At 56.2% G+C, this 13,308-nt stretch carries 10 protein-coding genes; 5 read left to right on the forward strand and 5 right to left on the reverse strand.

Going from position 1 to position 13,308, the window contains the following annotated elements:
- Positions 1-63 precede the first annotated feature (63 nt).
- Together LOS15_RS13660 and LOS15_RS13665 are read right to left on the reverse strand one after the other, a co-directional pair.
- Positions 64-609 carry a gamma carbonic anhydrase family protein gene (locus tag LOS15_RS13660; protein ID WP_263066488.1) on the reverse strand — a complete coding sequence of 182 codons (546 nt, stop codon included), beginning with the start codon at positions 607-609 and terminating at the stop codon, positions 64-66.
- A 39-nt stretch (positions 610-648) separates the two neighbouring features.
- Positions 649-1,989, reverse strand: a complete 1,341-nt coding sequence (locus LOS15_RS13665) for a sodium-dependent transporter (RefSeq protein ID WP_263066489.1) — start codon at positions 1,987-1,989, stop codon at positions 649-651.
- A gap of 168 nt (positions 1,990-2,157) precedes the next feature.
- Between LOS15_RS13665 and prlC the strand changes: the two genes are divergently transcribed.
- The 4 genes from prlC (at position 2,158) to LOS15_RS13685 (ending at position 8,128) form a co-directional block, all read left to right on the forward strand.
- Positions 2,158-4,203 (forward strand): oligopeptidase A, encoded by a 2,046-nt coding sequence (gene prlC / locus LOS15_RS13670; RefSeq protein ID WP_263066490.1) that lies wholly within the window; start codon positions 2,158-2,160, stop codon positions 4,201-4,203.
- Positions 4,204-4,270: 67 nt separating this feature from the next.
- Positions 4,271-4,519, forward strand: coding sequence for a YheV family putative zinc ribbon protein (locus tag LOS15_RS13675; RefSeq protein ID WP_263066491.1), 249 nt, complete (start codon positions 4,271-4,273; stop codon positions 4,517-4,519).
- 335 nt (positions 4,520-4,854) lie between these two features.
- A complete protein-coding gene (locus tag LOS15_RS13680; RefSeq protein WP_263066492.1) occupies positions 4,855-5,835 on the forward strand; it encodes a TAXI family TRAP transporter solute-binding subunit in 981 nt (326 codons plus the stop codon).
- Positions 5,836-5,929: 94 nt separating this feature from the next.
- Positions 5,930-8,128 (forward strand): TRAP transporter permease, encoded by a 2,199-nt coding sequence (locus LOS15_RS13685; protein ID WP_263066493.1) that lies wholly within the window; start codon positions 5,930-5,932, stop codon positions 8,126-8,128.
- Positions 8,129-8,245: 117 nt separating this feature from the next.
- On the opposite strand, the gene metF is transcribed toward LOS15_RS13685, so the two are convergent.
- On the reverse strand, positions 8,246-9,088 hold the full coding sequence (gene metF, locus LOS15_RS13690) for a methylenetetrahydrofolate reductase [NAD(P)H] (RefSeq protein WP_263066495.1): 843 nt from the start codon (positions 9,086-9,088) through the stop codon (positions 8,246-8,248).
- Positions 9,089-9,228: 140 nt separating this feature from the next.
- On the opposite strand from metF, the gene LOS15_RS13695 reads away from it, so the two are divergent.
- The gene (locus LOS15_RS13695; RefSeq protein ID WP_263066497.1) at positions 9,229-10,164 is read left to right on the forward strand and encodes an AEC family transporter; all 936 of its coding nucleotides are present in this window, start codon (positions 9,229-9,231) and stop codon (positions 10,162-10,164) included.
- On the opposite strand, the gene ligB is transcribed toward LOS15_RS13695, so the two are convergent.
- Positions 10,147-11,871 carry an NAD-dependent DNA ligase LigB gene (ligB, locus tag LOS15_RS13700; protein WP_263066498.1) on the reverse strand — a complete coding sequence of 575 codons (1,725 nt, stop codon included), beginning with the start codon at positions 11,869-11,871 and terminating at the stop codon, positions 10,147-10,149. The genes LOS15_RS13695 and ligB overlap by 18 nt on opposite strands.
- Before the next feature lie 175 nt (positions 11,872-12,046).
- On the reverse strand, positions 12,047-13,267 hold the full coding sequence (metK, locus tag LOS15_RS13705; RefSeq protein WP_263066499.1) for a methionine adenosyltransferase: 1,221 nt from the start codon (positions 13,265-13,267) through the stop codon (positions 12,047-12,049).
- Positions 13,268-13,308 lie beyond the last annotated feature (41 nt).

Below are 13,308 nucleotides of genomic sequence, written 5' to 3' on the forward strand. Positions count from 1 at the left end.
CGGCTGCCGCAACACGATTGCGTTAGAAAAAAGAGTGGTTAGCCAACTATTTAGGCCTTCTGATTAGTCTGCCGCCTGGGCAAGAAACGACTCCTTTAACTTTACATAGTTACCTGCCGTGTAGGGGAAGAAAGCGCGCTCTTTATCTTTAAGCGGGCGCAGTGCTTTAGCGGGGTTACCAGCATACACATAGCCACTCTCAAGCCGCTTACCTGGCGTTACCACTGCGCCAGCGGCAATAATCACCTCATCCTCAACCACTGCGCCGTCCATCACAATGGCGCCCATGCCTACCAGAATGCGGCTGCCCAGGGTGCAGCCGTGCAAAATGGCCTTGTGGCCAATGGTCACATCGTCGCCAATAGTGAGCGGAAAACCCTCAGGATTAAAATCGCTGGCGTGGGTAATGTGCAGCACGCTGCCATCCTGCACGCTGGTTCGCGCACCAATACGAATCCGATGCATATCACCGCGGATAACGGTCATCGGCCACACCGAGCAGTCATCACCCAACACCACATCGCCAATCACGACGCTTGCTGGATCAATATAGACACGCTCGCCAAGTTGCGGCGAAACGCCTTGATAGGGTCGTAAGGCATGGCTCATGGTTATCTCCTTAACGGGATAAAAGGGCTGGAAGGCGCACTATAGCAACCCTCCTAATAAGACGATAAATGTCAGCGGAATCGACACCCAGCGAATCGTTGTACGCCATAGTAAATAGCCGCGCTCCCCCGTGCCCAAGGCGCTGATAACACGCGCTTGTGGCATCACCCATGCGGCAAAAATCGCGATCAACAGCCCCCCCATGGGGAGGAAGATATCAGGGGGAATACTGCTTACCAGCTCAAATACGTTACGTCCAAACAGCGGCCTGAAGTCTGCCAGGGTTGAAAACGAGAAAGCTGATAGCAAGCCGATCAACCACACGCTGAGCGCGACCGCCGCCGTTGCTATACTTCGCCGCCAACCAAGGCCCTGCAGCGTGGACACCATAGGCTCAGCCAGGTTAATCGCCGATGTCCAGGTGGCAAGCAGCAGCAGTAAGAAAAACACGCTTAACCACAGCGACCCCCAAGGTAGCTCAGAAAACGCAATGGGGAGCGTAACAAACATGAGACCTGGGCCATCCGCCGGGTCTAAGCCTTGGGCAAACACCACCGAAAAGATGGCAATACCCGCTAGCAACGCCACGCTAATATCCAGCACCGCCACAGCGAAAGCCGCCTTGGGCAGGCTTTGCTCATCGGGCATATAAGCGCCATATGCCATTAAGGCACACGCCCCAACCGCAAGCGTGAAAAAAGCATGGCCCATGGCATGGAGTATAACGCTGGTCGTGACATCACCAAACGAGGGCAAAAACAGCCAAGCGAGCGCAGTACCAAACCCGTCGGTGGTGGTTGCATAAACCGCCAGCAGCAGCAACAAGCCGTATAGCAGTGGCATTAATAAGTTATTTAATCGCTCAAGCCCTTTGGCAACACCGGCAGCTACTACCGTCATGGTCATGAAAAGAAACAGCGAGTGGTTAAAAACCAGCAGGCCAGGGTTGGCTAAGAAGGCCTCGAATCCGGCGCCAACATCCGCAGCGCTTGCTCCCTCAAAATTACCGTTTATCGAGGTCACTAAGAATTCGATCGACCAACCCGAGACCACCGAATAAAACGACAAAATACAGAACACCGTAAAGGCACCAAATAACCCCAGCCAACGCCAGTGGCGAGAAGCCCCCGCCTCAGCCGCGAGCGCGCCCAGCGATTGCATGGGGCCACGCCGGCCTGCGCGACCAATTAAAATTTCCGCCATCATCACCGGAATACCCAGCAGCAGTACAAACGCGACATAAATCAATAAAAAAGCCGCGCCACCGTTTTCGCCGGCCACATAAGGGAAGCGCCAGATGTTGCCTAGCCCCACCGCCGCCCCGGTTACCGCTAAGATAAAGGCCCGATTCGACCCCCAGCGCTCTAGCGTTTCACTCATTGTATGCTCCTGCCGTTAGTGGCACTAAAAGGCGGCAAGACTAGCAGGCGCTTTCGCCCAGGCCAAACCTTGGCATTGAAAGAGCGCTCCCCTGCCCACACTGTGTCATCATTATCGCGCGTTTGATGCGCCCCCTAAACGTTTTACAACGATGCCATTGAGGTGCCTATGTCCCGCAACCCGCTGCTAGAGAGCCATGAACTCCCCCCTTTCGCCGAGATTCGCGCCGAGCACGTGGTGCCCGCCATAGAAGCACTGCTTAGCGAAAGCCGTGAAGCGATCGACCACCTTGCCCAACAGGCAGCGAGCACCCCGCCCACGTGGGAAAATTTTGCGGCGCCGCTGGAAGCGGTGAATGATCGCCTTTCCAAGGCATGGTCACCGGTCTCGCACCTTAATGGCACCATGAATACGCCTGAACTGCGCGACGCCTACCAAGCGTGTCTGGAGCAGCTGTCAGCCTTTAGTACCTGGGTTGGCCAGCATGAAGGGCTATTTCACGGCTGGCAGTCGTTAAAAGAGCATCAATGGGCACAGCTTGATACCGCGCAGCAGCGCACAGTCGATAACGCCCTACGCGATTTCCGCCTAGCGGGTGTCGATCTACCTGCTGATAAAAAAGCCCGCTATGGTGAGATTCAGGCACGCCTCTCAACCCTTTCTAACCAGTTTTCCAACAATGTCCTGGATGCCACCCAGGCATGGCATAAAGATATTGAAAATCTGCATGAGCTATCCGGCGTGCCGGAAAGTGCGCTTGATACGCTAAAGGCGACCGCTGAAGCAAAAGGCGTGCAGGGCTACCGCATTACGCTTGATTTCCCCAGTTTTTTTCCTGTTGTCAGCTATGCCGATAACCGCGAGCTGCGCCGTGAGGTGTATACGGCGTTTGTTACCCGCGCTTCAGCCCAAGGCCCGGACGCTGGCAAGTTCGACAATGCGCCAATTCTGGAAGAGATTCTGGCCCTGCGCCATGAAGTCTCCGAGCTGCTAGGCTTTGATACCTACGCCGATTACTCGCTAACCACCAAAATGGCAGACTCACCCGAGCAGGTGCTTACCTTCTTAAACGACCTTGCTCGCCGCGCGGTTCCTCAGGCGAAAGAAGAGTTTGCCGAGCTGAGTACTTATGCCCGCGAGGAGCTTGAGATCGACACCCTTGAGCCATGGGATGTGGCTTATGTGAGCGAGAAACTGCGTGAAGCGCGTCATGCTATTTCCCAAGAGCAGTTGCGCCCCTATTTTCCAGCGCCACGCGTGGTAGACGGGCTCTTCCAGGTCGTTGAGCGCCTTTTTGGCGTTCAAGTTAAAGAAGACAACACCGCACCGAGCTATCACAGTGACGTGCGCTTCTTCCGAATTACCGAGCAGGGCAAGCCCATTGCAGGTTTCTACCTGGATCTTTATGCCCGCGAAGGTAAGCGTGGCGGCGCCTGGATGGCCGACTGCCGAGTGCGCCGCCAAATGGGCGACGGCCTACAGCTACCCGTTGCGTTTTTGACCTGTAACTTTACCGCACCGGTGGGCGGCAAACCCGCACTGCTCACCCACGATGAAGTGACGACGCTTTTTCATGAGTTTGGTCACGGCTTACACCATATGCTGACCAAGCAGCAGATTGCCGATGTGTCGGGTATTAACGGCGTCGCCTGGGATGCCGTTGAGCTACCCAGCCAGTTTATGGAGAACTACTGCTGGGAGCGTGAAGGATTAGACCTGCTCGCCCAGCATGTCGATACTGGTGAGCCGCTACCGGCGGAGCTCTTAGCGCGCCTGCAGGCCGCTAAAAACTTCCAGTCGGCGATGAGCATGGTGCGCCAAATCGAGTTTTCGCTCTTCGATTTACGCCTTCACCATGAGCTGACGGCGCCCAGCGCCAGCGATGTGCAGACGCTGTTAGATGAGATACGCAGCCAAACGTCCGTTGTCCCCGTGGTAGGGTTTAACCGCTTCCAGAATAGCTTTAGTCATATTTTCGCCGGCGGATACGCAGCAGGCTACTACAGCTATAAATGGGCGGAAGTACTCTCCGCCGATGCCTGGAGCGCTTTTGAAGAGGCTGGAATTTTTGACCCTGACACAGGCCAACGTTTTCGCCAAGAAATTTTAGAACAGGGCGGTGCCCAGGATGCGGCAGAGCTATTCCGCCGTTTCCGTGGCCGCGAGCCCAGCGTTGAGCCGCTGTTGCGCCATAGCGGGATACGAGCGGCTTAGCCAGTACCTTTCCTGTCATTGCCCAGCGCGACGGCCCGAATGCCGTCGCGCGCTAATGGAGTTTACTATGTCAAGCGTAAAACGTTTTATCGCCGGGGTAACCTGCCCACGCTGTGCCGCGATGGATCGAATCCGCGCCTGGGAACAAAACAACATCCGCTATCGGGAATGCATTAACTGCGACTTCTTCGAACAGTTACCCATTGAGGATGAATCGGCACCCGAGCTGACCACACGCGTGAACCAAGTGCGTGACGAGCAAAAAACCCAGGATATTCAACCGGTACGCATTCTAGACCCTGGCAAGAAACGCTAAGACGACCTAATCGCCCGTTCTCTGCTACGGTACAGTGGCCTCTTAATCTAAGAGGCTGCTTGTGCGTAGCGGGATGTTAAAGGCTTTATATCTTTAGCCACCCTCTCTATGTGTGAAAAACCGCACAGCCATCCATCGATGTGTGCGTGAAACCAGACACTCTCCGCGATTTGAATTTCTACCAAAGTTTAATGCAAAAAAATCAACCCGTTGATTAATAAAAGATAAACGGCATGTGGCATAACTCTCGCTTCCTAAAGACTGCTTAACGATAAAGCTACTGGCGTTGCATACCCGCCAGACGATAATTCAATAACAGCTTAGGAAACCTCGCCATGCGCAACATGATGCCTAAAACGTTTGCTCTTCTTGCCAGCAGCGCGCTACTGGCTGCAGGCTCTGCCCACGCAGACCGCTCCGATTGGCCCAATAACTTCACCGTAGGTACCGCAAGCCAAGGCGGTACTTACTTTGTTTATGGCTCTGGCTGGGCCAACTTCATTTCAGACGAACTGGGTGTTTCCGGTGGTGGCGAAGTCACAGGCGGCCCTACGCAGAACTTGGCGCTGGTACATAGCGGCGACATGGCCTTTGGCCTCACCACGATGGGCCCAGCGTCCGACGCTGTTAACGGTGAAAGCCCCCTCGCGCCAGGCCTTCAGATGGACAATGTTTGTGCGCTATTCCCCATGTATGAAACGCCGTTCTCCATTACTGCGCTTTCAAGCTCCGGCATCCAATCTATTTCTGACATTCCGGCCGGCGCTCGCATTGGCTTTGGCCCGGCAGCGTCTACCTCAGACACCTACTTCCCGGCTATTCTCGAAACGCTGGGCGTAGAGTTTGATCGCCGTAATGGCGGCTGGTCTGACTTGGGCGGCCAACTTCAAGACGGCTTGCTTGATGTTATCGCCTTCGCTGCGGGCATTCCGATCCCTGCGGTTAGCCAGCTAGAAGTTCAAACCGATGTCAACATTATCGAGTTTACCGAAGAAGAGATGAACACGGTGCTGGAGAACTTCCCCGTCGCTGAGTTCTCTATTCCCGCTAGCACCTACACCACGCTTGAAGAAGATGCTCGTGCCGTTTCCATGTGGAACTTTGCCATTGCGGGTTGTGATCTGCCGGAAGACTTCGTTTATGAAGTCACCAAAGCCACTATGGAAAACAACGACCGCATGCGCTCTGTTCACCGCAGCGCTGAAACCACCATTCCGGAAAACATCGTGCACAACACCGTACTGCCCTTCCACCCGGGTGCTGCACGCTGGTACGAAGAGAATGGCTACGAAATCGAAGATGACATGATTAACTAAGCCATACGTCTCTTCCCGCTGCCCTGTTTCCCGATAGTCGGGCGGGGCAGTATTTTTTCCCTTTTCCCTGCTTTTGCTGTGAGGGTGACCTCTGATGAGTCACAAAACCGACCAAGATCCCAGCGGCTTCAAGGATGATGCCCAGACTGCTTCATCGATACCCGAGTCAATCGCCGAGGGTGTCGATGAAGAGGTTGTCGAGTCCAACCGCCGTGTGTTTGTTGGTTGGCAGTTCTTTTTATTCGCCGCTTTAGCCATTGGCTATTCCGGCTTTCACCTGTTTTCGCTCAATGTGTACCCAATGGAGACTTGGTCGTTTCGCATCGTACACATTGCCGGTGCGCTGATTTTAGGGTACGGATTGTATGCGGGCGCCCGCTTCGCTGAAGATGACCAGCAGGCTTCTCCTGCCTGGCTCAAGTGGGTGAGCTATGCACTACTAATCCCCGCCATTTATTCCCTGGTACAAGTGTTCTTGATGCAGCAGACACTGAGTGGCGGCGCTATGCGCATCGACCCAAGCATTGAGACCCTGCACTACGGCTACCCGCTAATGGCTACCACCGCAGGGGCGATTGTACTGTCCTGGTTCTATCGTCAGGCGCGTCACCGCTTCAACCCGGCTGACTTAGTGCTGATGGTGTGCGCTATTGCCAGTGCAGGCTATTTATTAATGGCCTTTAACACCAATATGCGCATGTCGACCGGCACCTCGTTCGCACCTCCTGGCATTTCATGGGCGGCCATTGCGGGGTCACTCTTGATTCTAGAACTTACTCGCCGCGTGGCCGGTTTGGCACTGGTGGTCATTTCCGCGGTTTTTTTGACCTACGTTTTTACAGGTCAGCACCTACCGGGTTTTTTAGGCTACCCCGGTTTGTCTGTGCAGCGCTTTTTCAGTCAGGTGTATACCGATGCGGGTATTCTTGGCCCCACCACCGCCGTATCGTCAACCTACATCATTCTGTTCATTATTTTTGCGGCGTTTCTACAGGCCTCTAAGGTAGGCGATTACTTCGTCAACTTCGCCTTTGCAGCCGCTGGCCGTGCCCGCGGAGGCCCCGCTAAGGTGTCTATCTTTGCGTCTGGCTTAATGGGGATGATCAACGGTACCTCTGCAGGGAACGTTGTTTCTACCGGCTCACTTACCATTCCATTAATGAAGAAAGTGGGTTACCCAGCGCGCAGTGCAGGTGCCATTGAAGCAGCAGCCTCTACCGGTGGACAGATTATGCCTCCCATCATGGGGGCAGGTGCCTTCATCATGGCGGAGGTCACCGGCATTCCATACACCGATATCGCCGTTGCCGCCTTGATTCCTGCCATCCTTTACTTTGCCTCTATCTACTTCATGGTGGATTTTGAAGCTGCGCGTAAGGGCATGCGGGGAATGCGTAAGGATGAGATTCCGCTATTCTCGAAGCTGGTTAAACAGGTCTACCTGTTTGCGCCGATTATTATTCTTATTGCCGCCCTCTTTATGGGCTACTCGGTGATTCGCGCCGGTACGCTAGCCACCGCTTCAGCGGCGGTCGTTAGCTGGATCTCGCCTAACAAAATGGGCATTCGCGCTATTTTAAGGGCCCTTCAGCTAGCCGGTACGATGTCCATCCAGATCATCGCGGTGTGTGCCTGCGCGGGTTTAATTGTAGGCGTTATCTCGCTCACCGGCGTTGGCGCTCGCTTCTCATCGCTGCTGCTGGGCCTTGCCGGTGTTAGCCAACTGCTGGCACTGGTGTTTGCCATGCTGATCAGTATCTTGTTGGGAATGGGTATGCCTACCACCGCGGCGTACGCCGTGGCGGCCTCGGTCGTGGCACCGGGTTTGATCAACATTGGTATCGAACCACTCGTCGCCCACTTCTTCGTGTTTTACTTCGCAGTGGTTTCAGCAATTACCCCGCCTGTGGCGCTTGCGTCTTACGCAGCCGCCGGTATCTCTGGGGATAATCCCATGGGCACCTCGGTCGCTTCGTTCAAGATTGGTCTGGCAGCGTTTATCGTGCCGTTTATGTTCTTCTATAGCCCCGCCATGCTGATGGAAGGTTCGCCCCTGCAGATACTTCGTGTTGGTGTTACCGCAACATTGGGGATCATCTTGCTTTCAGGCATGGTGCAAGCATGGTTCTTTGGGCCGGTTAACACGCTACAGCGTGTGGTCATGCTGGTCGGTGCGATGTTTATGATTTATGGCGGCATATACAGCGATATTGCAGGCCTTGCCATTGGCGCGGCGCTCTTCATTATGCAGCGTAAGCAGCATGGCAATAAGGCAACACCCAGCACCACGTAACGGCTGAATCTGCTATTCACTTAACGACTGGCCGTTAATAGCCCAACGAAAACGCCCGCTCGATAGTATTCGAGCGGGCGTTTTTTTGATTGTCAGACCCAGTGCTTTAAGAGGACATTAGCCTCCCACGCTATCAACAATTTTCAGTACCGGTGCAGACTGGTTGAGCGTGTAGAAATGTAGGCCCGGCGCACCACCATCTAACAAGCGCTCACATAGGCGGGAGACAACATCGGTACCAAAAGCGGCAATGGCTTCGCTATCATCGCCATAGGATTCTAACTGCTTGCGAATCCAGCGCGGAATCTCTGCGCCGCAGGCATCGGAAAACCGCGCCAACTTGGTGTAATTGGTAATCGGCATGATGCCGGGAATAATCGGCTGCTCGACGCCTAGCGCCCGCGCTTTATCAACAAAGTGGAAGTAAGCATCGGCGGTAAAGAAGTACTGGGTAATTGCCATATTGGCACCCGCGCTCATCTTACGGGCAAAGTTTTCCACATCCTTATCAAGGTTGGGGGCCTGTGGATGAGACTCAGGGTACGCTGCCACGGCAATTTCAAAATGATCGCCGGTTTCTGCGCGAATAAACTCCACCAGTTCATTGGCATAGCGCAGTTCACCGATACTGGCCATCCCAGAAGGCATATCACCACGCAGGGCCACTAAGCTATCTACGCCCTCTTCACGATACTGCGCCAGTAAGTCGCGCAGCTGGGCTTTTTCACTGCCGATACAGGAGAGGTGCGGTGCCGTGGTAATTCCGCTTTGGCTAACGGTGCGAACAATATCCCGCGTACGCGCCTGGGTGGAGCCACCCGCGCCGTAAGTAACCGAGAAGAAGCGCGGGTTACGCGCAGCCAGCTCATCACGCACGTGAATTAGCTTCTCCCGGCCAGCGTCGGTGTTGGGCGGAAAGAATTCAAAGCTAATACCTAACGGATGCTCTTGGCTGCTCATGGTTTATCCTCGCAGTGCGGTAACGTGATCATTATTTGAGGTATTCTCGCTGCTTCGTCGCGCAGCGGCTAATGAAAGATTCCACGGTCGACCTTCAATTCGGCTCATGTTGGCACTACCGCGTCTATCAAGGAGGAGAAATGGACTTAGCACCCAGCGCTTTAATGGGTCCGCTGCTGATGCTGTTAGGGTATGTGGGGCTGGGCTTTATTGCCGCTCAGCGGTTGAAAATAGACCCCCGCCCCATCGCCACGCTGCTGGTGTACCTGATTGCGCCGCTGACGATTTTCCGCGCGCTAATGAATGGCGGCCCCACCGCCGAGTATTTGGTGCTAACCTTCGCGATGTTCCTGTTAGTCAGCGGTATGTCGCTGGCGGTGCGCTGGGCGACCCAACACCGCTTCGGGCCACAGGAGGGAGCACTGCTGGCGTTCTCTTCTGGCACCGGCAACACCGGCTACTTCGGGCTGCCGGTAGCGCTGATTTTGCTCCCCCCCGAAGGCGTGACGCTGTATCTCTTCTGTATGCTAGGCATTAATTTATATGAGTTCACGGTGGGGTTTTACCTGAGTGCTAGGGGCCACTTCTCGGTGCGCCAGAGCCTCGCCAAAATTGCCCGCCTGCCGCTGATTTATGCGTTTATCTTGGCGCTGCTAATCAGTGCGCTCAACGTCACGCTGCCTGAGCCACTGATGAGTTCGTTAACCGTTTTTCCCGCCACGTATACACTGCTGGGCATGATGATTATTGGCATGACGTTAAGCCAAGCCACCCTCGCCGCCTGGGACACGCGCTTTGTGGCAACCTGCGTGGGACTTCGCTATTTGCTGTGGCCGGGGGTCATGCTGGGTGCGGTGCTGGTGCTGCAACAGTTCATACCGCTGGCACCAGAACTGGCGATGGCGCTGCTGCTGCTGGGTGTGGTGCCCATGGCCTCTAATGTGGTGGTGGTGGCCATGGAGCTAGGCATTCAGCCCCAGAAAGGCGCGCTAGCGGTATTGACCACCACGCTGCTGGCACCGCTGTTGATTCCGCTCTATTTGGGGTTGATGCTGCGCTTAACGGGACTTGCTTAAAAACCCGTCGACGCCCGCCTGCTGCAGCTGGTTCGCCATGCGCTGCACGTCTGGATGGCTGAAAAAGGCCACGAGCGCTTCGCCGCGAACCGGCCCAACGCCGGGTACGGCTTGCCAATCCGCCCGGGAGTACCCTGTTAGGGTGTACCAATCCCCCAGTCGAGCATCGCCCCCAGGCGGCATGCCTAGTGCCGAAAGCCATGCTGCATACGGCGCTTGGCGGGCGGCATTGAACTGTGCCACCAGCGCTGTAGCACTCGTTTCACCAATGCCATAAGCTTGCTGTAGCTGTTCCGGCGTCAGCGCTAACCAGCCCAGCAGTTCGGTCACGACACCCGCCTCTATCAGCGCCTGCCAAGTACCTTCGCCGATCCCTCGCATGCCCAACTGTTCGCCAAGATAGGTTAATCGGGCAAGCAGCTGGGCACTGCACTCTGGTGTTCGTTCTGATGCTCGTTCTGGCGTTAGCGTAAAGCAGCTCAAGAGATGGTAGCGCTCGGGCGGGGGTGCGCTCAGAGCAGCTCTTTCGCGCGTCTGCCACACCACGCTGGATACCTGAGGAATGGTCAGGCCTGCCAGCGTTACTGCCACCTGATCTCCTGGCCGCACGTCCCACGCCTGCCAGCGCTCCAGCGAACCAAGCGATACGCGGCTGATGCGCCGACCTTCCAAGGAGATAGGATGGAGCCACACTAGTGGCGTCACGCGCCCTGTTCGCCCCACGCGAAACTCAACCCCGCGCACCTGGGCTAGGGCCTGCTGGGACGGATATTTCCACGCTACCGCCCATTCAGGCGGCGACGATGACCAGCGGCGCACGCCAGGGCGCTCGGCCTGTTTCAACACCACGCCATCCGTGGCAAACGGCAGCGGTGCGTTAAACCACCGATCGCGCCACTCGGCGGCTGCCTCCTGGCCGTTGACCGGGTGGGTGTAGTCGGCCGTATCGAACCCCAGCGCCGTCAGTTGCGCTAGCCGTTCAGTCATTTGCGTTGGGCCATCCGGCCAGTCCCATACGAACAAAGCGATGCGGTTCAGCGTCTCTTGGCCGGGCGCTTTCTGCGCCATGGCACCGGCCACCGCTCCACGCGCTCCCGAGTCGGGCTGGCGCACTTGAACGTGGCTATCTAGCCGCCAGTACAGCTCGCCTTGGAACACCGCAGAAACGGGCTCTGGGAGTGATGCGGGCACGCTGGGCAACTGCTGAACCCGCGCTGTCCAATCCTGTCCGCGCTCGCCATCTCCCCGGCTGATGGCTTCTACTAGCTCCCCATTCTGATAACGCAGCGTCACCGCCACGCCGTCTACCTTGGGTTGAATCCACAGGTCGTCACGGCGGCTGGTAAAGCGTCGTATGCCGTCTTCATCGGCTTTATTGAGCCCGGTTTGGACAGCAGGATGCGTGCGGGTGCCGCTGCTGCTCGTGATGCGGGTGAGTGGCCGATGGGGAGTAGGAGCGTCCAGGCAAGCTTGCCAGCTCTCCAGCCGCGCCAGCGCCTGATCGTAAAGCTCATCGGCGATCAGCGATTCGCCGTCATCATGGTAAGCGCGGTCCCACACTTCGATATGCTCAGCAAGCGCCTGGGCTTCCAGCGCCAGCCGCTCGGCGGACCAGTCGGGGCACGTTTCGGCCTGTGCGGAAAAGGTGACACTCATGAACCAGGCTGCCGCCAAGCCTGCTATTCCAGTGATTCGACAACCCGGCATACGCATCCTCTCGCGGTGAACGGAGATTTCTCAGCACACATTAAATTTAACTTATATGAAACTAGCGGATATGCAATGCGCGGCGGCCATGTTCAACACATAAAAAAGCGCTCCCTGGCATGAACCAGAGAGCGCTTTTAGCTAACCCGATGCGCGAGCTGCGCTAACGGAAAGCTTACAGACCGGCGGCCTGACGCAGCGCATCCGCTTTGTCGGTTTTTTCCCACGGGAACGCGATGAAGGTCTCTTGATGCTCTTCGCCTTTGTCGTCTACCCAGCGGTAGCTGTGCTCGAACGGCTCACGACCAAAGTGGCCATACGCTGCCGTTAGGCGGTACATCGGGTGCAGCAGATCCAGCATCTTGGTGATCGCGTAGGGGCGCAGATCAAAATGCTCGCGCACCAGCTCAACGATTTTTGCGTCGTCGATTTTGCCGGTACCGAAGGTGTCGATAGACACCGAGGTAGGCTCTGCTACGCCAATAGCGTAAGAAACCTGAATCTCGCACTTGTCTGCCAAGCCTGCAGCGACGACGTTTTTCGCCACGTAGCGGCCGGCGTAAGCGGCGCTGCGGTCAACCTTTGAGGGGTCTTTACCCGAGAAGGCGCCGCCACCGTGACGGGCCATGCCGCCGTAGGTATCGACGATGATCTTGCGACCGGTCAAGCCGCAGTCGCCCACCGGGCCACCAATGACGAACTTGCCGGTCGGGTTGATGTGGTACTGGGTAGCGTCATCCAACCACTCAGCGGGAATCACCTGTTCAATGACTTCACGCTTAATCATTTTGCGCAGGTCTTCTTGATCGATTTCCGGGTCGTGCTGGGTCGACAGGACAATCGCATCGACGCCACAGGGCTGGCCTTCGGCGTTATAGCGGAAGGTAACTTGGCTTTTGGCATCCGGGCGCAGCCACGGCAGCAGGCCGTTTTTACGCAATTCAGCCTGACGCTCAACTAAACGGTGCGAGTAATGAATCGGCGCGGGCATAAACGAATCGGTTTCGTTGGTGGCGTAACCAAACATGAGCCCTTGGTCACCGGCCCCCTGGTCTTCAGGCTTAGAGCGATCCACACCCTGGGCAATATCAACGCTCTGCTTGCCGATCAGGTTGATCACCCCGCAGGTTGCACCATCAAAGCCCACGTCGGATGAGGTGTAACCGATATCGGTAATCACATCCCGTACCAGTGCTTCCAAATCGACCCACGCAGACGTAGTGATCTCACCGGCAATAATCGCCACGCCGGTTTTTACCATGGTTTCACAGGCAACGCGGGCCTGTTTATCCCGGGCGATAATGGCATCTAACACCGCGTCGGAAATTTGGTCGGCAATCTTATCGGGATGGCCTTCTGAGACGGACTCAGAGGTAAACAGGGAATATTCGCTCATCGCGCACTCGACCCTCTGTATGACGGCTGCATCGTGACCGC

This window comes from Halomonas sp. 7T (assembly GCF_025643255.1).
GTDB lineage: Bacteria > Pseudomonadota > Gammaproteobacteria > Pseudomonadales > Halomonadaceae > Vreelandella.